Raw genomic sequence first — 23,903 nt, forward strand, 5'->3', positions numbered from 1 at the left:
GTCGACTCCTGGACGGCCCACCGTGAAGCCTCAGAACAACGCCCGCGGGAGCACCACCCGCACCCACTCCTCCGGTTGCGACACGTGCGGGGCGTGCCCGGCGCCCTCGTACAGGTGGCGTTCCGCCTTGGGCAGGGTGAGGTCGATCAGGTCCAGCACCTCGCCGAACATCGGCGCGCTGTCGTCGCTCTGGGTGAGCAGCGCCGGTTCGCCGAACCGGGACAGCCCGGTGAGGTCGAGGTCGAGCGCGTCCGGGTCGCGCAGCTCGTCCAGGTAGGTGGGCGCGTTGCGGATGTAGGTGTGCCGGACCGGCGCGGGCAGCTGATCCCAGGCACCCGGGCCGAGGGCGAGGCTGTCCACGTACAACTCGGCCGCCGCGGCCGACTCGGCCCGCTCCAGCAGCTCCCGGACGGCGGCGATCCGGTCGGCGAAGGCCGTGCCGATCGGGCGCAGGTCCGGGTCGGCGAGCAGGATGCCGGTGCCCGGCGGCTCGTGCACGGCGATCCCGCGCAGCAGGTCGGGCCAGGCGGCGGCGAGCCGGAGGATGACCAGCGCGCCGTAGGAGTCGCCGTAGGCGAAGGCCGGCGCGAGGCCCAGCCCCTGGATCAGCCCGGCCAGGTCGGCCGCGTCCTCGTGCACCGAACCCTGGGTGAGCGGGTCCTCGCTGCGGCTGTGCCCCCGGCGGTCGTAGGCGACCGCCGTGGTGGACTCGGCCAGGCCCGGCAGCACCCGCGCCCAGGAGTCCGCGTCGCTCCAGGAACCGTGCACCAGGACGACACCGGGGCCCTCACCTCGGGCCTCGTAGTGCAGCGCCACCCCGTTCACCCTGATCTCGGCCATCACGAGTCTCCCGATCTCGGCGGTGCTCCCCCACCAGCCTGACACAACCACCGGGAAGGCTCAGATCCGCCGGTGGCGGGCCCCGTCACGGGGCACGGAGGGTGGCGAAGATCATCCCCGTGCGTGATCCGGCCGCCGCACAGCCGTGCCAGGCTCGACGCATGCACTACGACGTACGCCGGATGGCCGCCGGGGAGTGGCGGGAACTGCGCGGGATCACGTTGGAGGCGCTGCGGGACTCCCCGAAGGCCTTCAGCTCCTCGTACACGGACTCCGCCGCCCGCCCGGAGAACTACTGGCGGCACCGGGCCGCCCAGGGGGCCACGGCCCGGGAGTCCGCCACCTTCACGGCCGGTGACGAGACCGGCGCCTGGGTCGGGATCGCCGGCGTCGAGCCCCTGCCGGACGTCCCCGACCACGTGCACATCCACTCGGTCTACGTCACCCCCGCGCACCGCGGCGCCGCCGGCCCGGCCGCCGACCTGGTGCGCGCGGTCGTCCGCCACGCCCGGGAGCACACCACCGTGGGGGCGCTGACCCTGGGCGTGCACGAGGACAACGGGCGCGCCCGGGCCTTCTACCGCCGGCTCGGCTTCGAGCCGACCGGCACGGTGGTCCCCTACGTCCGGAACCCGGCGGAGCGGATCCTCGTCCTCGGCTACCCGGGTTTCCGGTAGCCGCGAACGCGGCGGGGACGAACCGCAGCGTGACGGGGACAAGCAGCGAACGCGGCGGGGGACGAAAACCGCAGCGCGGCGACGGCAAGCCGCGAACACGGCAGGGGCGGCCCGCCGGCCGCCGTCAGTTCATCACCCGCACCGGCGGCTCGTCCCGCGTCCCGTCCTCCGCCACCACCGTGAACCGCTCCGAGCCCGACACCGACAGGTCCACCGGGTAGAGCGACGCGGTGTCGTTGACGTCCAGCACGGCGCTCTGCCGCCCGGTGGCCGCCTCCACCCTGGTCACCCGGCCCCGGGTCATCGCCCACACCGAGCCGCCGTCCACCACCAGGCCGGTCACCTGGTCGTCCAGTCCCGCCGTCCACCGCTTGCCGCCGTCCGTGAGCGAGTACGCCAGCAGCCGGCCGGTGGCGGTCCGGCTCGGGTGCCTGCCGCCGCTGATGCCGACGTCGCCGGGCTTCTCGCCCGGCACGACGAACAGGTCCCCCACCACCACCCCGCCGAACAGCGGCCGGGCGCTGAACTCGTCGAAGGCGTGCAGCCCGCCCAGCATCACGTCCAGGTCGTACTCGTCCCCGGCGACCGGTATCGCCGCCCGCTGCCGGCCGGTCCGGTCGTAGCTGAGCACCGCGTGGGTGCCGCGCTCGGCCTGGGCGTCCACCCACACCGCGAGCGGGTCGACCGACACCACCGCGAGGTTCTTCAGCCCGCCCGCCGCGGGCAGCGCGATCCGCTGCTGCTCCCGGCCGTCCGCCGGCGCCAGCGAGCGCAGTACGGGCGCCGCGTCACCGCACTGCGCGACGGTGACGGCGTCCCCGGGCCCGCCCGCGACCTGCAACGGGGAGCAGCCGGGATCGGCCGCGCTGCGCCATACGTCCCGGCCGTCCGCCAGCCGGACGGCGCGCCAGCCGGACCTCTCCTGGAGGAGGGCCTGCTGCCCGGCCACCGCGACCACGTCCGGTGTCGCGTCGTCCCCGTCCCGGGCGGGCGCGTCCACGGTGGCGGTCCAGCCCTCCGTGCCGTCGGCGAGGTCGAGCGAGGTGACGGCCGAGCACGGTGTGCCGTGCGGCGAGTGGCCGATCAGGCCGACGGCGCCGCCGCGTCCCGTCCCGTCGGGCCCGGTGCCCCTGCTCATCGCGCACACCGAGTCCTCCCCGGGCGGGGTCCAGCGCCAGGCGACGGCCCCGGTGGCGCTGCGGTACGCCACCACCAGGTCCGGCCTGGCCCGCACCACCAGGTCCCCGCTGGTCCAGCTGCCCACCGCGCGGATCGTGGACGGCCGGTCCAGCGGCGCCTTCCAGGAGTCGTTGAGGCCGTCCCCGGCGAAGCCGACGAAGATCCCGAGCCCCAGCAGCGCACCGACGGCGGCCGAGGGGAACCCGGCCTTCGGGTGGATCAGCGCCCAGACGAAGCCCGCACCGCAGGGCATCAGCCCGAGGATGCTGATGATCCCCATGTACGCGAGGCTGTCGCCGCCGAACCCGTTCGCCGGGCCGAACAGCACCGCCAGCCCCATGCTCGCGAACATCGCCCCCAGCACCCCGCCGGAGACCACCATCCAGGTCTCCCTGTCCCAGGCGAACCTGGCTCCCCGCCTCGCCCGGACGACACTGTCCTCGGGCCGAACAGCCATGCCGGTCTCTCCCCTGCAACGCGCCGCCCACCGCATCGGGGCGACGATCATCGGATCGTCGCAGAGCGCGCCATGATCCGAAACAAAGAGCAGGGAAAACCCCGGCCATGACCCGCACATACCAGGCCCCGGCCACCGGGACCATGACGGATCCTCGCCGCCACCGCGGGCCTCCGGCTCCGCCGAGCCCACCCCGTTGCCGGCCCCCCTACCCCTGCCCCGGTTCCCCGCCCGGAACCCAGTTCCCGTGCAGGCCCAACGGCACCCGCACCGGCAGGTGGACCCGGGCGACGGGCTCGCCGGTGAAGTCCTGGGCGGCGAGGATCACCAGGTCCGTCGCGCCCCGGTCCGGGTCGAGGACGTACGCCATCAGGTATCCGTCGTCCTCCGCCGCCGGCGACTCGGCGGGGACGAACACCGCCTCGCCCACCGCCCCGTCGCGCCCGAACTCGTGGGCCTCGACGGTCCCCCGGCTCAGGTCGTGCTTGAGCAGGGCGTTGCTGAAGCCCTCCGCCGGGCGGTCGTCCCCTGGGCCGGCCGGCGACGCGTAGAGCTCCACGGCGGCCGCGTATCCGTAGCGGTAGGGGCGGCCGGTGTGACGCGAGTTGAGGCGCGGGAACTCCTGGACCCGGTCGTCCAGCCGCTCCTCCCGCACCGTCCCCGCCGCCAGGTCGATCGTCCAGCGGTCGAGCGTGGGACGGCTCGCACCGATGGTGCGCAGGTCCATGCCCGGAGGGTGGCGCACGACGTCGACGACCAGCGAGTCCGCCGACCGCTCGTACGCGTTGAGGGTGTGCCCGACCAGGTGCGGCGCGAGCTCGAACCACCGCACCGCGCCGCCCTCGCGCGGCATCACCCCGACCCGGGCGGCGCGCCGCTCGTCCCAGGTGAAGGGCACGCCGGTGGCCAGGTGCGCCGCGCTGAACACCACCGGCGTGTCGTACAGCAGCACGAACCGCTCGGTGAGCGCGAAGTCGTGCATGTACGGGTTACCGGGCACCTCGATCAGCGTGCTGCGCCGGACGGTGCCGCCGCCGTCCATCACGATGTGCTGCACGTGGTCCGAGCCGTAGCGGAAGGCCAGCGAGTGCAGTTCCCCGGTGTGCGGGTCGAGGATCGAGTGGGCGTTGGCGCTGTACCCCTCCGGCGTGGCGCCCAGCTCGCACGGCCCCACCGTGTCCAGCTCGTAGGTGAGTTCGTAGGGGCGGATACCGCCCTCGATCAGCGCGTAGGTGCGCCCGCCGAGGCCCGCGACCTGCACGTTGGGGGAGATGTCCAGCCGCTCGTCGACGGGCGTGCCGCGGCGGGGCTCGCCGAGCCGGTCGGCGACCGCGCCGGAGCGGACCCAACGGTTGCGGTACCACTCGGCGCGACCGTCGCGGATCCGGACGCCGTGCACCATGCCCGCGCCGAGGGTCCACAGGTGCGCGGCCGGGTCCTCGATGCCCAGCGGATTGGGGCCGTTGCGCAGGTAGCGGCCGTCGAGATGGGCCGGTATCCGGCCGGTGACGGGCAGGTCGTAGGCGGTGACCTCCTCGGTCAGCGGGGCGAAGTTCCCGGACAGGTAGCGGTTACGACTCGTGCCGTTGCTGCTCGCGCCGTCGCGGCTCGTGCCGTTGCTGCTCACGGTGTCCCGGCTCATGGTGTCGACCTCACGTCAGGTGATGATGGGGTGTCTGCGCCGAACGCCCGCCCCAGCGCGGCCATCAGCGCCTCGTAGCGCGCCCCGGCCTCGGCCGGTGCGAAGTGGCCGGCGAGCTCCAGGCTCACCGCGCCGTGGGTGGCCGCCCAGAACAGTCTGGAGACCTCCTGGGCGTCGCCGGGCCGGAAGGCTCCGGCCGCCATGCAGGCGTCCACGGCGGCCACCGAGGCGCCGAACGCGCTGTCCGCCACGGCCAGCGCCTCCGCGCCGGGCCGGAATCCAGGCACCGGCTGCTCGAACATCACCCGGTAGTAGGCGGGTTCGGCGATCGCCCGCTCGCGGTAGGCCCGGCCGAGCTCGGTCAGGTACGCCAACGGGTCCTCCCCGCGCGGGATCTGTTCCTGCGCCCGGCGCAGCCGCGCGAAGCCCTCGCGGTACAGCGCGTCGAGCAGCCCCTCCTTCCCGCCGAACATCGTGTACAGCACCTTGGTCGAGGAACCGATCTCGGCGGCGATCCGGCGCACGGTCAGCGCGGCGGGGCCTTCGGCGACGAGGAGGGTGATGGCGCAGTCGAGGATCACGGCGCGTACGGCGTCCTGGCCGACCCGCTGCGCGTCCTGGTAGGGCGTGCTCATGGGTAACAACGTAACCGATGGGAAACAGCGTTACCAGCCCTTGGTGCGAACACGGCCCGAGCCCGCCCGCGAACCCCTGCACGAGCCCCTGCGCCCACCGCCGTGTCACGTTCCGGCGGCCTGCCCGGTCCCTGCTGGCGGCGGCCTCACGGCCCGGCCCGAAGGACTCGAAGAACTCGAAGGAGCGGACGATGCGCGTACTGCTGGCAGGTGCGACCGGGGCCATCGGCGCCCCGCTGACCCGGGTGCTGATCGGCGCGGGCCACCAGGTCCTGGCCCTCGCCCGCTCCGAGCACTCGGCGCAGGCCGTCCTGGCCGCGGGCTGCACGCCCGTACGGGCCGATGCGCTGGACCGTGAGGGGCTGCTGCGCGCGGTGGACGGCCTGGCCGCGGACGCGGTGGTCCACCAGCTGACCGCCCTCCGCACGCCCTCCCGCAGGGTGGCCGCCGACAATCCGACCAACGTGCTGCGCGTCCGCGGCTCCGCCAATCTGCTGGCCGCCGCACGGGCCATGGGCGCCGAACGCTTCCTCACCCAGTCCCTGGTCCTCGGGTACGGCTATCGCGACCACGGAAGCCGGTTCCTCGGCGAGGAGGCCCCGTTCGGCGTGTACGGCACGGGCCCCCGGACCACCGCCTCCGACCATGTCGTCACCGGCCTGGTCGAGGCCGAGCAGCGGGCCTTCGACGCTCCGCACGTCGCCGGGATCGCCTTGCGCTACGGCCTGTTCCACGGCCCGGGCACGTGGTTCGACCCGACCCCCGGCACCCGCCCGATGCCGGTTCCGCTGGGCGGTGGCGGGGTGGTTCCGTGGATCCACGTCGAGGACGCCGCCACCGCCACGCTGGCCGCGCTGGAGCACGGCCGCGCGGGCGAGGCGTACAACCTCGCGGGCGACCACCCGGCGAGCTTCGGCGAGTTGGCCACCACCACCCGCCGCGGCCGCCCGGCCCTCCGCCTCCCCGGCTGGGCCCTGCGGGCCGCCGTGCCCTACCTCGGCGAGCTGATGCTCGACACCACCCTGCGGGTCTCCAACGCCAAGGCCGCTCGCGAGCTGCACTGGACCCCGCGCCACCCCGATCCCCGGGCCGTACCGGCCGCCGGCCCGCACTGAACGGCGGGTACCGGGCCCCACCCGCCCCCCGGCCCGGAGCAGGAAGTCGACCCGACCGACTTCCCGCTCCGCCGACCCGCCCCTCGCTGATCTCCGTCAGCCCGGCCCGGGAGCGCGGACGGCCCGGCGGGCGGCGCACCTGGGGGCCGGCGGGCCGAGCGGCACTGGAGCGCGTCCCGGCCTCGGCCTGAGCGCGCCGATCGGTGCGCCGGCCGTCCGCCGGGCTACCCCAACCCTCCTCCGTGGAGGGACAGTTGGCGAGGTAGAAGGTTTTCCCCGCGCCTCCGGCACACCCGATCTCCACGCCGGGCCGAGCCGACCGGGCGAACCTCGGCGCCGGACAGTGCGCGTACGCCCGGTCGGCTCGTTCTGCTGTACGCGCCTCCCCCGATCCCGACGCCGCCCCCGTTGCCGCGCACGACACCGCAGGGAGGTTCCCGTGGCCGTGATCGGCCGTGCGGCGGCCACCGTGGTCGCGCTGGGCATCCCGCTCGTCCCGGCGGCCGTCCCGGCCCGCGCCGACCTGCCGCCCGAGCTCGGCGCGGGCTGGTGGGAGGTGTCGGCCGGCGCCGCCGACGTCCGGGTCGACCACTGCGGCGGGGAAACCGTCATCGGACTCACCCGTTCGGGTGACCGGGGCGAGGTCGTGGACACCTGGACCTCGCCGCTCGGCGCCCGCTGGGCGAAGGTCATGGCGGCGCGCACCCGGGTCTCCGGCTGGGTCCTGTGGTCCCTGCCGGCGCACCGTGGCCCCTCGCCGGAACCGTAGAATCCGCCGGTACACATCAGGAGGGATTTCGCGTGTTCCGAGCGCAGCGTCCGCGCACCGCAGAGCTGACCCCGCGACAGGGGGAGGGGCCGGTCAACGGCGTCGCCCTGCTGCTGCCGGGCGGATTCATCCGCAGTCGGCGCGCACCCCTGAAGCTCGCCGAGCTGGGCCTGCGGGACCTGGCCGCCGAGCTCACCGAGCGCGGCCGGCCGCACGGCCTCGCGGTGCACCTGCTGCGCTACCGCCACGGCGGCTGGAACGGCGCCGACGCCGACACCGCCGTCGACACCCGCTGGGCGCTCGACGAGCTCGCCCGGCTGTACCCGGGCACCCCCGTCGCACTGATCGGCAACTCGCTGGGCGGGCGCGCCGCCTTCTGGTGCGCCGGACACCCCTCCGTGGTCGGCGTGGCCGGGATCGCCCCCTGGCTGCCCAGCGGCGACCCGGTCGACCAGCTGGCCGGTCGGCGGGTGCTGATCGTCCACGGCACCGGGGACCACAGCACGGCCGGCGCCACCCAGTCCCTGGAGTACGCGCTGCGCGCCCGGCGGGTCGTCCCGGACCTCGCGCGGTACGAGGCCCCGGGCGCCAACCACCTCCTGATCCGCGAGTCCCGCGACATCAGTGCGCTGACCACCGCCTTCACCCTCGCCGCCCTGGGCGCCGAGCCGGCGCCGCTGGTGGCGGGGACGGTCTGCACCCGACTCCCGGCACGGGTGTAGCCACCCCCCTCCTCCTGGATTGCGAGCAACTCTCCCCTGCTGATCGACAGGGGAGAGCCGCTCGCATTCCGGCGGGATTCCTGCCGATCGGCACATGCGCGACCGGGGTCTCGGCGATCAGTCTTGGAGTCACCGCGACGGCGGCCATCCGGGCCGCCGTGGAAGGGGGTCTCCACCGTGTTCCGCGACCAAGCTCTCCACCTCCGTGCCGACGGAGTGCAACTGAACGAGCGTCAGCTTCGTGTTCCCCTGGGCGGATCGGCCCGCGCCACACTCGCCCCAACGGCATCGGAGAGCACATGGCAGTCACCAAACCCTCCACCCTCGCACGTGGCCTCGCTGCCCTGTTCCTCGCGGCGGTGCCCGCCGCACCCGCCCTCGCCGCCGAGCCCGCGCCCTCGCCCGCCGTCGGCCAGGCACCGCCCACCGGTCCGGATCCGGCCGCCCTCGACGCCGCGATCACCGCCCGGCCGGGCGACCCGGTGGCGGGCGCGGTCGCCCGGGTGACGGTCGACGGCCGGGCCTGGCGCGGCAGCGCGGGCGATCCGGTGAGTGGGCGGCCGGTGGCGCCGAACGCCGCGTTCCGGATCGGCAGCATCAACAAGACCTTCGTCGCCGCGGTGCTGCTCCAGCTCGCCGCCGAGCAGCGGATCTCCCTGGACGGCACTGTCCAGCAGTACCTGCCCGGCACCCTGCCCGCGAGCTTCAAGCTGCCGATCACCGTCCGCCAACTCCTCGACCACACCAGCGGACTTCCGCAGGCCGTCGAGGGCCCGGAGGTCGAGGACCACGACGGCCTGATAGCCCACCGGTTCGCGAACGAGACACTCGACCTGGTCATCCAGCGGACGCTCCGCCCGCACCCGGAGAAGGGCCTGCCCGAGGCGAGCCCGGCCTTCGATCCGGGCACCGCACAGGAGTACAACAGCTTCAACTACCGGCTGGCGGGCCGGATCATCGAGCAGGTGACCGGACACACGATCAGGGAGGAGGTGACGGCCCGCATCCTGAAGCCGCTCGGCCTGCGGCACACCGAGGTGACGGAGGGCAGGCCCGCGATGCCCGAGCCCCACTTGGCCGGCTACTACCCCGACAACGCGGGCACCCCGACGGACGTCTCCGAGCAGGGCGGCAACCCGGAGTCGATGGTCTCCACCCCGGCCGACCTGGACCGCTTCCTGCGCGCCCTGTTGGACGGCGAACTCCTGCCGCCCCAGCAGCTGCACGACCTGCTCACCCTGCCGCGGGACGCCTCGGGCCGGCTGCTGCCGGTACGCGGGGCGGACGAGTGCCGGTTCGGTCCGGACAAGGGTCGGGCCTGCCACAGCGCCGGGCTGACGGCCATTGCCCTGCGGGACGGCACGGTGCTCTGGGGCAAGACCGGACACGACCTCGGGTACTCCGGCGGCTTCTTCACCACCCCGGACCTCCGCAAGCGGCTGGTCTACTCCGTCGGCACCGGGCCCGACACCCCGGCACCGGCGCTCCGCCTCGCCGCCACGACCTTCGGCCCCTTCGCCCCCTGAGCCCGGTCGAACCAACCGCCGCACCAGCCCGCACCGCCCCTCCCCCAGCCCTGCAAGGAACCCGCGTGATCATCGTCCCCGACGGGCTCGCCCGCACCACCGTCGACCGCGAAGGAGCCTCCGGCACGTCCTGGATCGCCGAACTCCCCGGCCTCGCCGCCGAACTGCTGGACCGCTGGGGCTGCGTACGGGACGGCGCGGCCACCCACGGCGGCGTCGGCCTGATCCTCCCGGTCCGGCAGGCCTCGGGGCGCGCGGCCGTGCTGAAGGTCTCGCTCCCCCACCCGGGCAACGTCCACGAGCCGGACGCCTTCACGGTGTGGGCGGGCCGGGGCGCCGTCCGGCTGTACGAACGGGACGACGAGCGCTTCGCGATGCTGCTCGAACGGGCGAGCCCGGCAACGCTCGCGGAGGTCCGGGACGGCGACGAGGTGCTGACGGTCGCCGGGCGGCTCAGCCGCCGACTCGCCGTCCCGGCACCGCCGGGCCTGCCCCGGCTGAGCGAGCAGGCGGCGGACTGGGAGGCCCGACTGCGCGCCGACGCGGCCTCCCTGGCCCACGCCCTTCCGGCCCGCACGGTAGGCGCCGCCCTCGCGACCGTCCGCGAACTCGCCCGCAGCCAGCCGGACGTGCTCGTCCACGGCGACCTCCACCCCCGCAACATCCTGCGGGCGGAGCGCGAACCCTGGCCGGCCGTGGACCCCAAGGGCTACGCGGGCGACCGAGCCTACGACGGCGGCACTCTGCTCAAGGTCCACGCCCTGACCCTGCTCGACGCGACGGACGTGAACCGCACCCTCCTCCGTGCACTCGACGTCTTCACCGAGGCCGCCGAGCCGGACCGCGAACGCACCCGCCGCTGGGCCCAACTCCACGCCGTCCAGGCCGCCTTCCGGGGCCGACGGCACGGCTTCCGGCGCGCCCGGAGCGGCCCCGAGCTCGACCGGCTCACCCGGTACGCGGACGGGCTCGCCGAAGCGCTCACCCCCGACTGACCCTCACACCCGACCGCCTACGGGTGCCGAAACACACCCGCCCCGATCCCCAGCCCCGCCAACCGCTCGCGCAGCTCGGCCTCCTGCGTCTGCGGGACCCCCAGGGCACGCCCGGTGTCCCCGGCACAGAAGACCAGCCGGTCACCCCGCCGGCCCTCCGCCTTGATCGTGAAGGGATCCATGCCGTAGGCGTCCAGGTGGGCTGTCTCCAGGCTGAGACACCGCGGCGCCCGAAATCGCGTTGGCGGCCGGCGTCCCGTCCTGCCTATGGTCGGGGGATGACCACTCGAACCTTCCGCATCATGGTGCGCGGCGTCTTCGACGGCCTCACCGACGAACAGCGCTCCGAACTGCTCGCCGCCGCACCCGAGCACGACGTGCTGCACGCCGCCTTCACGCACGAGGGCCACCTCAGCTACGACCTGTCCGCGAGGGCCGCCTTCACCTTCCGCTTCCTCGACGAGGGCGAGGCCGAGGAGGACATCCTGGACGCCACCGAGCGGGCCGAACAGTCGGCGCAGAACTGGCTCACCGAACGCGGCTACGGCTACAAGAACCTCCGCTCCCAGGCCGAGGACCTCTCCCAGGCGCCGCTCGGCAAGCGTCAGCGCCGCGCCGCCAACACCGCTCACTGATCTGCCCCCTCCCCCCCTCCGCCACCTCCTTGACGGCTCCCCGTCGGGATATACTTGAGCAGTCAAGGAGGTGGCAATGACAGAACAGCCGGAACAGACGGGGCGAACGGGCTCGGCCACGACCGCGCCGGCCACGACGGGCCCGGGCCCCGACCCGCTGGATACCGCCCTGCGGCTGGTCCGTGCCCAGACGGCCGTGGTCAAGCGCTTCGACGCCGGCCTCAGCGGCCTGCACGGCGTCAGCCTGGCCGACTTCACCATGCTGCTCCACCTCTCCCAGGCCCCCGGCGGCCGGATGCGCCGGGTCGACCTCGCCGAAGCCCTCGGGCTCACCGCCTCCGGTGTGACCCGTGGCCTCGCACCGTTGGAGCGGATCGGCCTGGTCACCCGCGAGACCGCCGCCCGCGACGCCCGGGTCGCCTACGCCGCCCTCACCCCGACCGGGCACGAGCGGCTCGCCGAGATGCTGTACACCGCCCGGCAGGTCGCCGCCGACCACTTCGCGGCCGAGCAGTGGAGCGCCGAGGACCTCAGCCGACTGTCCACCCTGCTCACCCGCCTCGGCGGCACCGCCCCCGGTCAGCGTCTCGGCTGAGCCGCCCGCCCCGGCCAGGCCCCGCCGCACGCCCACCGCACCCCGGCACACCCACCGCGCGCCCCACGTCCTAGGCTGACCCCGCACCGCCCGCACCACCCGCACCACCCCGCGCGAAGGACAGCACCATGACCGACACCCCCGGCACCGGGCCCGGCCTGGAGCACACCCTCGCCGACACCCAACGTGCGCACTGGCAGCAGACCTACACCGCCAACCCCGGGATGTACGGCGAGCAGCCCTCCGCCCCCGCCGAGTACGCCGCCGAGGTGTTCGCCGCCGCCGGGGCGCGGGACGTGCTGGAACTCGGCGCCGGCCACGGGCGCGACGCGCTGCACTTCGCCCGCGCGGGCTTCCGCGTGCCGGCCGCCGACTTCAGCCCGACCGGCCTGCAACAGCTGCGCGCCGCCGCGGCGGACCAGGGCCTGGCCGACCGGCTCTCGGTCCTCACCCACGACGTCCGCGAGCCGCTCCCACTCCCCGACGCCTCCGTCGACGCGGTCTTCGCCCACATGCTGCTCTGCATGGCGCTCTCCACCGAGGAGATCGAGGCGCTCGTCGCCGAGGTCCACCGGGTCCTGCGCCCTGGCGGCACCTTCGTCTACACCGTCCGCCACACCGGCGACGCCCACTACGGCGCCGGGACCGGACACGGGGACGACATCTGGGAGCACGGCGGCTTCGCCGTCCACTTCTTCCCCCGCGAGCTGGTGGACGCGCTCGCCGAGGGCTGGCGCCTGACCGACGTCCACCCCTTCGAGGAAGGCGAACTGCCCCGCCGCCTCTGGCGCATCACCCAGGAGACCCCCCGATGACCGCAGCCGACGCCGCCACCCCCAAGGCCGCCGCAGAGACCCCCGACCTCGCCATCGACGGCACCGGCCTGCTCTGCGTCCAGCTCCTGCTCCGGCTGCGCGCCCGGATCGCGCACCTCCCGGCCGGCGCTGTGGTCCACATCCACACCACCGACCCCGCCGCCCCGCTCGACCTCCCCGCCTGGTGCCACCTGACCGGCCACGAGTACCTCGGCCAGGTCCCGCACGAGGCGACCGACCGCGAGGTGTACGCGCTGCGCCTCACCTCCGCCCCGGTCCCGACCCGCCCCGACCGCCCCTGGCACCCCGCTCCCGGCACCGACTGACCGGGCCTACCCCGCTGCCGCCCCGGCCATCACACGCTCCAGAAGGCCTGGCAGCGGGCCCGAGGACGGCTCACGGCCGAGGCCCCGGGCCGCCCGGTGTGCCACGATGAGGAGGTACGAACGACCCGGTACCACAGGGAGGTTGACCGCCGTGGACCCGATCATCAGCTGCCACTGGCAGGACCGGCAGGGCGCATGGGCCCTGACCGTCGGCCACACCGGCGACGACTGGGAGCTGCTCGCCTCGGCCCCCTCCTGGTCGGAGTCGATCCCCTTCGCGAACCCGGAGGAGGTCCGCCGACTCGCCCAGGCCCTGCTGGACCTGCCCGCCGAACCCGAGCCGTACGAGTTCGAGTGGCAGCTCTCCCGCACCGGATCGGCCGCTGCCGAGGGCGGGCCGCAGCCCCACTTCGCGACCTTCGCCGTCGGCCTCGACCCCACCGACGACCACCGCCCGTACCTCGCCTACCAGTCCTACTACGACCTGGGCCGGGCAACCGGACTCGGCCTGGAGGTGATCTGCGAGGACCCGCCGGTCGACCACCTCCGCGCCCAGGCCCACGCCTTCCTCACCACCTTCCCCGACCCCGCCCGCCGATAGCCGCCCAGCCACTGCCGCAACCGCAACAACCTCAGCCACAACCACGCAGCCCCCGCACCCGGCTCACGCCACGGCGCGCACCGCCCAGTCCACCTCCGCCGCCCAACTCTTCGGCGCAGCCCACTGGTTGACCACCGCCAGCAGCTCCAGGTACCGCTCCCGCCGCGGATCGGCCATCGCCCCCAGCCGCTCCGCCAACCGGTCGCGCAGCGCCCCGGCGTCCCCCGGCACCGCGCCCGCACACCACTGCCCGTACCGCTCCACCAGCTCCGCGACGACGGCCGCCGCCTCCGCCGACCCCGGGTCCACCCCGGCCGCGACCGCCGGTCCGGCCAACTCCCGCACCGCCACCGCCAGTCCGGGCCTCGGCAAGCCCGTGCCGGCCCGCGCCTCCCCCACCACCGCCTCCGCCGCCTCCGCCCGGGCGAGCCCGCGCAGCAGCGCCCTGAACCCGGCGTCCCCCGCCAGCTGCGCCAACTCCACCCAGGCCTCGACTTGTTCGACCGACGGATCCTCCGGCAGCTCCGGCGTCAACGAGCGCGCCACGGCGGAGAACCGCTCGTCGCCACCGGTCCCGCCGAACACGCCCGACAGGAACTCCGCGATCAGGCGCCCCCGTTCGTCCTGCGTGAGCCGGGCCAACCGGTGCACGAGCGTCAACTCCTCAGGCGTCGACCCGAGCCTGGCCACCGCCCCGAGCACCGCCCGCCGCAGCCGTAGCACCCGGATCCGGAGGTCGATCGCCTCCGCCTGCGCGGCGGCGACCTCGGCCGGCGTCAGTTCACGCTCCACCACCCGCCTGATCGCGGGCAGTCCGAGCCCGAGCTCCCGCAGGGTACGGACCAGTTCCAGCCGCGCGACGGCGTCGGCGCCGTACCGCCGGTGGCCGGCCGGGTTGCGGTCGGCCGGCGACACGATCCCCTGGTCCGAGTAGAAGCGGACGGTCTTGACCGTCAGCCCAGTCCGCCTGGCCAGCTCACCGATGGTGTACGTCACGTCGCCGTTCATGGCCACCACCCTGCTACCTCCCCCCGCGGGAGATGCAAGCCACCCACGGCCGTGACCGTCACCACACCGCACGCCGTCGCATCCCCCCGGGGCCCGCACCGACGGTCCTCCTCCGGCCCGGACCGCCGCGGCGTCCGCCAGGCGGCGAACAGGATGCCCGCCGCGCCGATGACCGCCTGGAGCGCCCCGGTGCAGGCAGGCAGGAAGATCAGGGTGCACACGGCCGGGATCGCCGGCCCCGGCCGAGGTGACGGCCCCGGCCGGGGAGGCGACATCGGAACGACGTCAGGCGGTGCGCCGCAGCAGCGCCAGGTACATCGCGTCCGTCCCGTGCAGGTGCGGCCACAGCTGCACGTCCGGCCCGTCGCCGAGCGCCGGGACGCCGGGCAGCAGCGGGCGCGCGTCGATCCACTCGACCCGGCCGCCCTCGCCCCGCAGCACGTCGTCCACGACCGCCCGGGTCTCCGCGAGGTGCGGCGAGCAGGTCGCGTAGCCGACCACGCCGCCGACCCGGGTGGCCTCGATCGCCGAGCGCAACAGGTCCCGCTGGAGCGGGCCGAAGGCCGCGACGTCGGCCGGCCGGCGCCGCCAGCGCGCCTCCGGGCGGCGGCGCAGCGCACCGAGGCCGGAGCACGGCACGTCGACCAGCACCCGGTCGAAGCCGCCGGAGCGCCAGGCCGGGCGCGTCCCGTCGGCCGCGATCACGGTGTACGGGCCGGGGTTGCCCGCCAGCGCCCGTGCCACCAGCCGGGCCCGGTGCGGCTGCTTCTCGCTCGCGACCAGTGCCGCACCCCGCTCGGCGGCCAGCGCACCGAGCAGCGCGGCCTTGCCGCCGGGGCCCGCGCAGCCGTCCAGCCAGAGCCGGTCCTGGCCCTCCAGCGGCGCCGAGGCCAGCGCCAGCGCGACCAGCTGGCTGCCCTCGTCCTGCACGCCCGCCCGGTTCTCCTGCACCGCCGCGACCGAGCCCGGGTCGCCGCCCTCGGCGAGCCTCAGCGCGAACGGGGACCAGCGCCCCGGCTCGGCCTCCGGCAGCGCGTCGGCCAGCTCACCGACGGTGGCCCGGCCGGGCCTGGCGACCAGGGTGACCTCGGGCCGCTCGTTGTCGGCCCGCAGCAGCTCCTCCATCGCGGTGCGCCCGGAGGCGTCGGGCTGCCAGCGGCCGAGCGAGTCCCAGAGCGCGGAGACGACCCAGCGCGGGTGGGAGTGCACGACCGCGAGGTGGTCCTCGGCGTCCCGGTCGTACGGCGGGGCGACCTGCTCGATCCAGGCGTCCAGGTCGTGGGCGCTGATCCGGCGCAGCACGGCGTTGACGAACTTGGCCTTGCCGTCGCCGAGCACCACCCGGGCCAGCTCGACGGTCGCCGAGACGGCCGCGTGGCTGGGGATGCGGGTGGTGAGCAGCTGGTGCGCGCCGAGCGAGAGCACGTCCAGCACCGGCGGGTCGACCTTGCCGAGCGGCCGGTCGATGCAGGCGGCGATGATCGCGTCGTAGGTGCCCTGCAGGCGCAGGGTGCCGTAGACCAGCTCGGTGGCGAGGGCGGCGTCGCGCCGGTCCATGCCCTTCTGCTCGGCTTCGCGGAGCAGCGAGGGCAGGATCAGGTTGGCGTACGCGTCGCGCTCGTCGACGGCGCGCAGCGCGCGGAACGCGACGATCCGGGCCGGGTCCTTCTTCGGGCGGCGGTGCGGGCGGGGGGCGCGCTTGGCGCTGGGGGTGGTCACAGGTGCCTCAAGGTGCTGCGGTGGCTATCAACGAACGGTGGTGATGAAACGAACGGTGGTGATGAAGTAACTCGGACGAACTCGGACGAACTTCGATGGTCTCCGACGAACATGGACGGTCTCGAACGAACAGTAGCGCCGAATCGGAGCGTCAGTCCCCGAAGCGCTCCCCGGCCTCCAGCCGCGCGCCCCGGGCCCAGTCGGCGGCCCGCATCTCCTTCTTCCCCTGCGGACGCACCTCCCCCAGCTCGACGTCGTGGCTGCCGGTCCCGACCCGGACGCTGTTCTTGCCCGCCATCGCGACCTCGCCCGGCGCCAGCTCGGCGGAGTCCGGCAGCAGCTTGACCGGCCCGGTGACCTTCAGCCGCTCGCCCCGGAACTCCGTCCAGGCCCCCGGCGCCGGCGCGCAGCCGCGCACCACCCGGTCGATCCGCAGCGCGGGGTGGTTCCAGTCGATCCGCGCGTCCTCGACGGTGATCTTCGGCGCGAGCGTGACGCCCTCGGCCGGCTGCGGCACGGCGTGCAGGGAGCCGTCCTCGATGCCGTCCATGGTGGCCGCGAGCAGCCGCGCGCCGGAGAGCGAGAGCCGGGTGAGCAGCTCGCCGCTGGTGTCCGTCGGGCGGATCTCCTCGGTGATCACGCCGTAGACCGGGCCGGAGTCCAGGCCCTGCTCGATCAGGAAGGTGGACGCGCCGGTGACCTCGTCGCCGGCCATCACCGCGTGCTGGACCGGGGCCGCGCCGCGCCAGGCGGGCAGCAGCGAGAAGTGCAGGTTGACCCAGCCGTGCTTGGGGATCTCCAGGGTGCCGGGGCGCAGCAGCGCACCGTAGGCGACCACCGGGCAGCAGTCGGGGGCGAGTTCGGTGAGCCGGGCGACGAAGTCCGGGTCGCTGGGCTTCGCCGGCTTGAGGACCTCGATCCCGGCCTCCTCGGCGCGCTGGGCGACGGGGCTGGCAACCAGCTTGCGCCCGCGCCCGGCCGGAGCGTCGGGGCGGGTGACCACCGCGACGACCTCGTGCCGGTCCGAGGCGAGCAGGGCATCCAGGGCGGGAACGGCGACCTCGGGGGTGCCGGCGAAGACGAGACGCATCAAGTGCCTTTCTGCAAAAGGACGTTCAAGAAACCAGCGAAGCCGACGGGAGTCGGCGGAGGTCAGCGGGCCGAGATCAGCGGGCGGAACCGAAGGTGCTGTGCGGCGAGACCTTGACCACCGGGGCCGGCCCGCCGCCCCAGTCCGCCTCCCGGATCGCCTTCAACGCAGCCTTGCGCTGCTCGCGGTCGAGCCGGTCGATGAAGATGATGCCGTCCAGGTGGTCGGTCTCGTGCTGGATGCACCGAGCGAGCAGCTGGGTGCCCTCCAGGGTCACCGGATCGCCGTACATGTCGAAGCCCTTGGCCACCACGCCGTACGAGCGCTTGGTGTCGTAGCGCAGGCCGGGCAGCGACAGGCAGCCCTCGGGGCCGTCCTGCTCCTCCTCGCTCAGCGACAGGTCCGGGTTGATCAGGTGCCCGGTGACACCGTCCACGTGGTACGTGAACACCCGCAGGGAAACACCGAGTTGGGGCGCGGAAAGGCCGGCGCCGGGGGCGTCCATCATGGTGTCGGTGAGGTCGCGGACCAGCTTGCGCAGTTCCTTGTCGAAGGTGGTCACCGGCTTGGCGGTGGACCGCAGGACGGGGTCTCCGAAGAGACGGATCGGCTGGATCGCCACGGGGTACGGGCTCCTGTCCGTAGGGGCGCGGGCTGCGGTCGGGCTGGTTCACCCGCCAGTCTATGCAACCCGCGCGGCCGTCCGCCGGGGGCTTCCCCGGGGCCGGATCGGCGTCCGGCACGGCCCGACTGTGCCGAGCGGCGTTACCCCGGCCCCCGCTTCGGCGTTGGTCAAGAGAGATTGACCAGGGCCGGGCGCACGGGACACCGCGCCCCGGCCGAGCTGAACCGTACGGAAGGTGGCACGTAGGCCATGGCCGAGCAGATCAACCACGACGCCCGGGCGAGGGCGAGCCTGCACCTGCTGGTGCGGGACATCGAGCGGGTGAGGCGGCAGGTCGACGCGCTGCGGACGCTCACCGCGCAACTGGGCAACGTCTACCGTCCGCGCCGACCGAGCACCTCGGCCGGCTTCGTGGTGTACGGGCGGGCGCCGGCGCCGACCGTGCGTCTGGCGCAGGAGCTGCGGGAGAGCGTGGAGACCCTGGTGGCGGCCGCGGTCGAGTTCGACCGGGCGCTGGGCTTCTCCTGGGACTCGGTGGGCTCCGCCCTCGGGGTCACCAAGCAGGCCGTGCACCGGCGCTACGGCATGCGTCGCCCGACCAGCGAGCTCCTCGCCGCGAGCGGTGCCGTCCCGGGCCAGAGCCGCCCGGACCGCTCCGAGGAGCTGCCCGCCGCCGAGCGCACCGGTCTGGCCACGACCGTCCCGGCGGCTCGCCAGGGCGGCCTGGACCGCAGCAGCCTGGACCGCAACACGATCGACCGCACCACGACGGACCGCGGCCCGATGGACCACACCCCCGTCGACCGCGGCACGACCGACCGCAGCACCCCCGTCGACCGCCCCCAGGCGGACCGACCCGGCATCCCGCTGCGCGGCTGACCGAGCCGCCGCAGCCGGGCCGTCCGGGGCGGGGTGGCCCACTCACCCCGCCCCACCGGACCGCCGGGCACGAAGCCCCCCGGGCCACCGGGCACGAAGGCCACCGGGCCACCGAACCCGAAGCACGCACCCGAACCGCGCCGAAGCCCCCGCCCGCCGCTCAGCCGATGTCCGTCGGATCCACCCGCACCCGCACCGGCTCCGCCGTCCGCAGCGCGATCCGCGCGATCTGCGCCGCCTTGAGCGCCGCCGCCAGCGCGGCCCCCTGCCCGGGCTGCACCCGCAGCAGCGCGCGTTCCTGCTCCTCCCCCCGCAGCGCCGGCACCGGCACCGGCCCCAGCACGTCCGCCCCCTCCGGGAGCCGGATCAGGTTCAGCAGGTCCGCCACCGCCGAGGGGCTCCCGCTCACCGAGGCCATCCGGGACACCGGCGGGAAGTGCAGCTGCGCCCGTTCGTCCCGCTCCAGCCCGGCGTGCCCCAGAGGGTCCCAGCGCACCAGCGCCTGCACCGGACGGGCCGAGGGCTCGGCGACCACGACCACCGTCCCGCCCTCCGTCGAGGGCCGCACCAGCGCGGCCCCCGCGAGCCAGAGCCGCAGCGCTTCCTCCCCCGCCCGCAGGTCCGGCCGGCTCAGCAGCGCCCAGCCGTCCAGCAGCAGCGCGGCCCCGTACCCGCCGCCGCCCTCCACCACCGGCTCCGCGCCGGGCGTGGAGATCACCAGGGAAGGCTCGTCCGGCACGGTGGTCAGCACCGCCTCCCGGCCCGAGGTCCGCACCGGGATGCGGGGGAACGCCTTGCCCAGCTCCTCCGCCGTCCGCCGGGCCCCGACCACCTGGGCCCGCAGCCGGAAGGACCCGCATTCGGGGCAGTGCCAGTCGTTCTCCGGCTCCCCGCACCAGCCGCAGCACAGTGCGGCGTCGGCCGAGGGCGCCTCCAGCGGCCCCTCACAGCGCCGGCAGCGGGCGGGGGTGCGGCAGCGCCCGCAGGCCAGCCGGGGCACGTAGCCGCGCCGGGGCACCTGGATGAGCACCGGGTGCCCGGCGGCCATCGACTCCCGCGCGGCCTCCCAGGCCACCGAGGGGAGCCGGGCGGCCTGGGCGGCGGCGTCCCGGTGCTGGTCCTGGTCGGTGACGGTCCGCACCCTGGGCGCGACCTGCCGCACCGTCTCCCGGTCCGCGACCAGCGGGCGCGCCCAGCCGGTACTGACCAGCTGCGCGCCCTCCACCGTCACCGCGTGCCCGCCGAGCAGCACCGCCGCGCCCTCCTCGGCGGCGCGCAGCAGCGCCACCTCGCGCACGTGCGGGTGGGGGGAGCGCGGGTCGCTGTGGCTGCCGTCCCCGTCCGACCAGACGACGACCAGCCCGAGGTCCCGGACCGGCGCGAACATGGTGGCCCTGGTGCCGACCACGGCGTGGACCGAGCCCCGGCTCACCGCGAGCCAGCGCCGGTAGCGCTCGCGCGGGCCGAGGTCGGCCTCCAGCGCCACGTGCATCCCGGGGCCGAGCAGCTCGGTCAGCGCCTGGTCGACCCGGGCCACCGAGCGCCCCTCCGGAAGCACGACCAGCGCCCCGCGCCCGCTCGCCAGCGTCGCGGCCACCGCCCGCGCGATCTCGTACGGCCAGCCGGGCCCGGGCAGCGCCGCCCAGACCGCGCGCGGCGAACCGCCCCCGGCCAGCGAGGCGAGGAAGTCGGACCCGGCCGGGTAGCGCTGCCAGCCACCGGGGGCCGGGGCGGCCGGGCGCGGCAGTGGCGGCGGCGAGGGTTCGGCCTCGGCCTTGGCGTGCCGGGGCGGGACGGCCAGCTGGAGCACGTCGGCCAGCGTGCCGGCGTACCGGTCGGCGACGGTCCGGCACAGCCGCAGCAGCTGCGGGGTGAGCACCGGCTCGGGCGAGAGCACCTGGGCCAACGGGGCGAGCGGGCCGGGGAAGTCGCTCTTCTCCAGCCGGGCGACGATGAACCCGTCGTGCAGCTCGCCGCCCTCGCGCTGGCCCTTCACCACCCGTGCCCCGAAGCGCACCCGCACCCGCACTCCGGGCTGGGCCTCCTCGGCCATGCCGGCCGGCACCTCGTAGTCGAAGAACTTGTCGATGGTGAGCACGCCCTTGTCCACCACGACCCGGGCCACCGGCAGGTGCTCGGCCCGCTTGGCCCCGCGCCAGGTGCGCGGCTTGGCCCGCTTGACCGTCTCCCGGATGAACGCCAGCTGCTCCGGCTCGCCGGCCCCGTTGTCCCCTGTGCTGCTCATCGCCACCAAGTACTACCAGGTCACACCGACAATGCACGAAGCGACGCCCGTCCCCGTTCGGGGGCGGACGCCGCTTCGGGCGCTACGGATCAGGAGCCGAGGACGTCAGTCCTGCACGGCGGCCTTCAGCTGCTCCACCCGGTCGGTGCGCTCCCAGGTGAAGTCCGGCAGCTCACGGCCGAAGTGGCCGTACGCCGCGGTCTGGGCGTAGATCGGGCGCAGCAGGTCCAGGTCGCGGATGATCGCGGCGGGACGCAGGTCGAAGACCTCGGAGACGGCCTTCTGGATGGAGAGGACCGGCACGGTCTCGGTGCCGAAGGTCTCCACGAACAGGCCGACCGGCTCGGCCTTGCCGATCGCGTACGCGACCTGCACCTCGGCGCGGCGGGCGAGGCCGGCGGCGACGATGTTCTTCGCCACCCAGCGCATCGCGTACGCGGCCGAGCGGTCCACCTTGGACGGGTCCTTGCCGGAGAAGGCGCCGCCGCCGTGGCGGGCCATGCCGCCGTAGGTGTCGATGATGATCTTGCGGCCGGTGAGGCCGGCGTCACCCATCGGGCCGCCGATCTCGAAGCGGCCGGTCGGGTTGACCAGCAGGCGGTAGCCCTCGGTGGTCAGCTTGATGCCCTGCTCGGCCAGCGCCTTCAGCTCCGGCTCGACCACGAACTCGCGGATGTCCGGGGTGAGCAGCGACTCCAGGTCGATGTCGCTGGCGTGCTGGGTGGAGACGACCACGGTGTCGAGGCGGACGGCCTTGTCGCCGTCGTACTCGATGGTGACCTGGGTCTTGCCGTCGGGGCGCAGGTAGGGGATGGTCCCGTTCTTGCGCACCTCGGTCAGGCGGCGGGAGAGGCGGTGCGCCAGGGTGATCGGCAGCGGCATGAGCTCGGGCGTCTCGTCGGACGCGTAGCCGAACATCAGGCCCTGGTCACCGGCGCCCTGCTTGTCCAGGTCGTCCTCGTCGCCTTCGACCCGGGCCTCGTACGCGGTGTCGACACCCTGCGCGATGTCGGGCGACTGGGCACCGATGGACACCGAGACACCGCAGGAGGCGCCGTCGAAGCCCTTCTTGGAGCTGTCGTAGCCGATCTCCAGGATCTTGTCCCGGACGAGCTGGGCGATCGGCGCGTACGCCTTGGTGGTCACCTCGCCGGCCACGTGCACCTGGCCGGTGGTGATGAGCGTCTCCACGGCGACCCGGGACGTCGGGTCCTCCCGCAGGAGAGCGTCAAGGATGGTGTCGCTGATCTGGTCAGCGATCTTGTCGGGGTGTCCCTCGGTCACGGACTCCGAGGTGAACAGGCGGCGAGACACAGCGCTCCCTGGGGTTGCAGCGGCTGCTGACTGAAGTTCCCCGGGCGAACCGGGGAACTCCGGAAAGACTTGATTCCTGGAGTCTAACGGTCTGGTTCCGGAGAACGTCACCCGCTTCAGGAATTCTCGACCGCCGCGCGAGCGGTTCCGATCAGTTGCCGCCCGTTTCCAGCCGCTTTGCCACCAGGTCCCAGACCACGTCCGCGAGCGCCTCCTTCGGGCCCACCGGAACGGCCGTCTCACTACCGTCCGAGCCCAGCACCACGGCCTCGTTGACGTCCGTGCCGAAGGCCTTGCCGTTGCCCACCTCGTTCACGACGAGCAGGTCGCAGCCCTTGCGGGCGAGCTTGGCGCGACCGTTGGCGAGCACGTCGTCGGTCTCCGCCGCGAAACCCACCACGAGTTGACCCGAACGGGCCCGGTGGGCCGACAGCTCGGCCAGGATGTCGGGATTGCGGACCAGTGCGACGGGCGCCTGCTCGACCCCCTCGACCTTCTTGATCTTGCCGGTCGCGTACTCGGCGGGACGGAAGTCCGCCACCGCCGCGGCCATCACCACGGCGTCTGCGTCCTGGACCGCCTCCAGCGCCGCCTCGCGCAGCTCCAGCGCGGTCGAGACGTGCACCACGTCCACCCCGGCCGGGTCCGGCAGCTCCGCGTTGGCCGAGAGCAACGTCACTCTGGCCCCGCGCGCCGCGGCCGTCACGGCGAGCGCGTAGCCCTGCTTGCCGGACGAGCGGTTGCCCAGGTAGCGCACCGGGTCCAGCGGCTCCCGGGTACCGCCGGCCGAGACCACCACGTGCCGGCCCGCCAGGTCGGTCGGCACCGCCCCGCCCCGGCGCAGCACGGCCCGGCAGGCGTCGAAGATCGCCGACGGCTCGGGCAGCCTCCCCTTGCCGGTGTCCTTCCCGGTCAGCCGCCCGACGGCCGGCTCCAGCACGATCACGCCCCGGCGGCGCAGCGTGGCCACGTTGTCCCGGGTGGCCGGGTGCTCCCACATCTCGGTGTGCATGGCGGGCGCCAGCACGACCGGACAGCGGGCGGTGAGCAGGGTGTTGGTCAGCAGGTCGTCGGCGAGGCCGTGGGCGGCCTTGGCGATCAGGTCGGCGGTGGCCGGGGCGACCACGACCAGGTCGGCCTGCTGCCCGATCCGCACGTGCGGCACCTCGTGCACGCGCTCCCAGGTCTCGGTGGCGGCCGGGCGCCCGGACAGCGCCGCCCAGGTCGCCTCGCCGACGAAGTGCAGCGCGGCCGCGGTCGGTACCACGGTGACCTGGTGGCCTGACTCGGTGAAGCGGCGCAGCAGCTCGCACGCCTTGTAGGCGGCGATCCCGCCGCTCACGCCGAGGACCACGCGGGGGGCGTCCACAGTCACGTACCGACCTTTCTCCCGATCCGGAACCCGCTCACCCTACGACCCCCCGGTCGGCGCCCGCACGGGTGCCCCACCACAGAGCCGGAACACCGGAGGGCCCGGCGGAAACGATTCCGCCG

The 23,903-nt window shown here is 74.6% G+C and carries 24 protein-coding genes; 12 read left to right on the forward strand and 12 right to left on the reverse strand.

The features are described 5' to 3' along the window. Positions 1-30: 30 nt before the first annotated feature. Entirely contained in the window at positions 31-840 is an 810-nt protein-coding gene (locus tag ACFU7Y_RS04495) for an alpha/beta fold hydrolase (RefSeq protein ID WP_224282168.1), read from the reverse strand. 161 nt (positions 841-1,001) lie between these two features. Between ACFU7Y_RS04495 and ACFU7Y_RS04500 the strand changes: the two genes are divergently transcribed. Next, positions 1,002-1,517 carry a GNAT family N-acetyltransferase gene (locus tag ACFU7Y_RS04500; protein ID WP_380766449.1) on the forward strand — a complete coding sequence of 172 codons (516 nt, stop codon included), beginning with the start codon at positions 1,002-1,004 and terminating at the stop codon, positions 1,515-1,517. A 124-nt stretch (positions 1,518-1,641) separates the two neighbouring features. Here the strand turns inward: ACFU7Y_RS04500 and ACFU7Y_RS04505 are convergent, their stop codons facing one another. The 3 genes from ACFU7Y_RS04505 to ACFU7Y_RS04515 all read right to left on the reverse strand — a co-directional run bounded on the left by ACFU7Y_RS04505 (position 1,642) and on the right by ACFU7Y_RS04515 (position 5,430). Next, entirely contained in the window at positions 1,642-3,153 is a 1,512-nt protein-coding gene (locus tag ACFU7Y_RS04505) for a hypothetical protein (RefSeq protein WP_380766450.1), read from the reverse strand. 208 nt (positions 3,154-3,361) lie between these two features. Then, the gene (locus ACFU7Y_RS04510; RefSeq protein WP_224282165.1) at positions 3,362-4,795 is read right to left on the reverse strand and encodes a carotenoid oxygenase family protein; all 1,434 of its coding nucleotides are present in this window, start codon (positions 4,793-4,795) and stop codon (positions 3,362-3,364) included. Further along, a complete protein-coding gene (locus ACFU7Y_RS04515; protein WP_224282164.1) occupies positions 4,792-5,430 on the reverse strand; it encodes a TetR/AcrR family transcriptional regulator in 639 nt (212 codons plus the stop codon). The genes ACFU7Y_RS04510 and ACFU7Y_RS04515 overlap by 4 nt, the downstream gene beginning before the upstream one ends. 191 nt (positions 5,431-5,621) lie before the next feature. Here ACFU7Y_RS04515 and ACFU7Y_RS04520 point away from each other — a divergent pair, with 191 nt between their 5' ends. From ACFU7Y_RS04520 to ACFU7Y_RS04540, 5 genes are all read left to right on the forward strand, one after another. Then, on the forward strand, positions 5,622-6,545 hold the full coding sequence (locus ACFU7Y_RS04520) for an NAD-dependent epimerase/dehydratase family protein (RefSeq protein WP_380766451.1): 924 nt from the start codon (positions 5,622-5,624) through the stop codon (positions 6,543-6,545). 439 nt (positions 6,546-6,984) lie between these two features. Further along, entirely contained in the window at positions 6,985-7,314 is a 330-nt protein-coding gene (locus ACFU7Y_RS04525) for a hypothetical protein (RefSeq protein ID WP_380766452.1), read from the forward strand. 32 nt (positions 7,315-7,346) lie between these two features. Then, a complete protein-coding gene (locus ACFU7Y_RS04530) occupies positions 7,347-8,036 on the forward strand; it encodes a dienelactone hydrolase family protein (RefSeq protein ID WP_224285410.1) in 690 nt (229 codons plus the stop codon). A gap of 299 nt (positions 8,037-8,335) precedes the next feature. Next, complete coding sequence (locus ACFU7Y_RS04535) at positions 8,336-9,562, forward strand: serine hydrolase domain-containing protein (protein ID WP_380766453.1); 1,227 nt, start codon at positions 8,336-8,338, stop codon at positions 9,560-9,562. A 65-nt stretch (positions 9,563-9,627) separates the two neighbouring features. Continuing rightward, on the forward strand, positions 9,628-10,557 hold the full coding sequence (locus tag ACFU7Y_RS04540; RefSeq protein WP_380766454.1) for an aminoglycoside phosphotransferase family protein: 930 nt from the start codon (positions 9,628-9,630) through the stop codon (positions 10,555-10,557). A 17-nt stretch (positions 10,558-10,574) separates the two neighbouring features. Here ACFU7Y_RS04540 and ACFU7Y_RS04545 read toward each other — a convergent pair whose 3' ends face one another. Continuing rightward, the gene (locus tag ACFU7Y_RS04545) at positions 10,575-10,739 is read right to left on the reverse strand and encodes a hypothetical protein (RefSeq protein ID WP_224284175.1); all 165 of its coding nucleotides are present in this window, start codon (positions 10,737-10,739) and stop codon (positions 10,575-10,577) included. A 96-nt stretch (positions 10,740-10,835) separates the two neighbouring features. Here ACFU7Y_RS04545 and ACFU7Y_RS04550 point away from each other — a divergent pair, with 96 nt between their 5' ends. The 5 genes from ACFU7Y_RS04550 (at position 10,836) to ACFU7Y_RS04570 (ending at position 13,529) form a co-directional block, all read left to right on the forward strand. Further along, positions 10,836-11,192 (forward strand): DUF6204 family protein, encoded by a 357-nt coding sequence (locus tag ACFU7Y_RS04550; RefSeq protein WP_224284174.1) that lies wholly within the window; start codon positions 10,836-10,838, stop codon positions 11,190-11,192. A 76-nt stretch (positions 11,193-11,268) separates the two neighbouring features. Next, complete coding sequence (locus tag ACFU7Y_RS04555; RefSeq protein WP_380766455.1) at positions 11,269-11,787, forward strand: MarR family winged helix-turn-helix transcriptional regulator; 519 nt, start codon at positions 11,269-11,271, stop codon at positions 11,785-11,787. Between the two features lie 128 nt (positions 11,788-11,915). Beyond that, positions 11,916-12,602: a class I SAM-dependent methyltransferase gene (locus tag ACFU7Y_RS04560; protein ID WP_224284172.1), complete on the forward strand. Its 687-nt coding sequence runs from the start codon at positions 11,916-11,918 to the stop codon at positions 12,600-12,602. After that, a complete protein-coding gene (locus ACFU7Y_RS04565) occupies positions 12,599-12,928 on the forward strand; it encodes a sulfurtransferase TusA family protein (protein WP_224284171.1) in 330 nt (109 codons plus the stop codon). The genes ACFU7Y_RS04560 and ACFU7Y_RS04565 overlap by 4 nt, the downstream gene beginning before the upstream one ends. A 151-nt stretch (positions 12,929-13,079) precedes the next feature. Next, entirely contained in the window at positions 13,080-13,529 is a 450-nt protein-coding gene (locus tag ACFU7Y_RS04570; RefSeq protein WP_224284170.1) for a hypothetical protein, read from the forward strand. A gap of 63 nt (positions 13,530-13,592) precedes the next feature. Here ACFU7Y_RS04570 and ACFU7Y_RS04575 read toward each other — a convergent pair whose 3' ends face one another. From ACFU7Y_RS04575 to def, 4 genes are all read right to left on the reverse strand, one after another. After that, on the reverse strand, positions 13,593-14,537 hold the full coding sequence (locus ACFU7Y_RS04575) for a MerR family transcriptional regulator (RefSeq protein WP_380766456.1): 945 nt from the start codon (positions 14,535-14,537) through the stop codon (positions 13,593-13,595). 285 nt (positions 14,538-14,822) lie between these two features. Further along, positions 14,823-16,256, reverse strand: a complete 1,434-nt coding sequence (locus ACFU7Y_RS04580) for an RsmB/NOP family class I SAM-dependent RNA methyltransferase (protein ID WP_380766457.1) — start codon at positions 16,254-16,256, stop codon at positions 14,823-14,825. Between the two features lie 151 nt (positions 16,257-16,407). Further along, positions 16,408-17,346 (reverse strand): methionyl-tRNA formyltransferase, encoded by a 939-nt coding sequence (gene fmt / locus ACFU7Y_RS04585; protein ID WP_380766458.1) that lies wholly within the window; start codon positions 17,344-17,346, stop codon positions 16,408-16,410. A gap of 76 nt (positions 17,347-17,422) precedes the next feature. Further along, positions 17,423-17,968 carry a peptide deformylase gene (gene def, locus ACFU7Y_RS04590; RefSeq protein ID WP_380766459.1) on the reverse strand — a complete coding sequence of 182 codons (546 nt, stop codon included), beginning with the start codon at positions 17,966-17,968 and terminating at the stop codon, positions 17,423-17,425. Positions 17,969-18,220: 252 nt separating this feature from the next. On the opposite strand from def, the gene ACFU7Y_RS04595 reads away from it, so the two are divergent. Continuing rightward, positions 18,221-18,850 (forward strand): hypothetical protein, encoded by a 630-nt coding sequence (locus ACFU7Y_RS04595; protein WP_380766460.1) that lies wholly within the window; start codon positions 18,221-18,223, stop codon positions 18,848-18,850. A 160-nt stretch (positions 18,851-19,010) separates the two neighbouring features. Here the strand turns inward: ACFU7Y_RS04595 and ACFU7Y_RS04600 are convergent, their stop codons facing one another. From ACFU7Y_RS04600 to coaBC, 3 genes are all read right to left on the reverse strand, one after another. Then, positions 19,011-21,095, reverse strand: a complete 2,085-nt coding sequence (locus ACFU7Y_RS04600; RefSeq protein WP_380766461.1) for a primosomal protein N' — start codon at positions 21,093-21,095, stop codon at positions 19,011-19,013. Positions 21,096-21,200: 105 nt separating this feature from the next. Beyond that, entirely contained in the window at positions 21,201-22,409 is a 1,209-nt protein-coding gene (metK, locus tag ACFU7Y_RS04605; protein WP_224276700.1) for a methionine adenosyltransferase, read from the reverse strand. 151 nt (positions 22,410-22,560) lie between these two features. Next, entirely contained in the window at positions 22,561-23,778 is a 1,218-nt protein-coding gene (gene coaBC, locus ACFU7Y_RS04610) for a bifunctional phosphopantothenoylcysteine decarboxylase/phosphopantothenate--cysteine ligase CoaBC (RefSeq protein WP_224276704.1), read from the reverse strand. Between the last annotated feature and the right edge of the window lie 125 nt (positions 23,779-23,903).

It is taken from the genome of Kitasatospora sp. NPDC057542, assembly GCF_042801945.1.
GTDB lineage: Bacteria > Actinomycetota > Actinomycetes > Streptomycetales > Streptomycetaceae > Kitasatospora.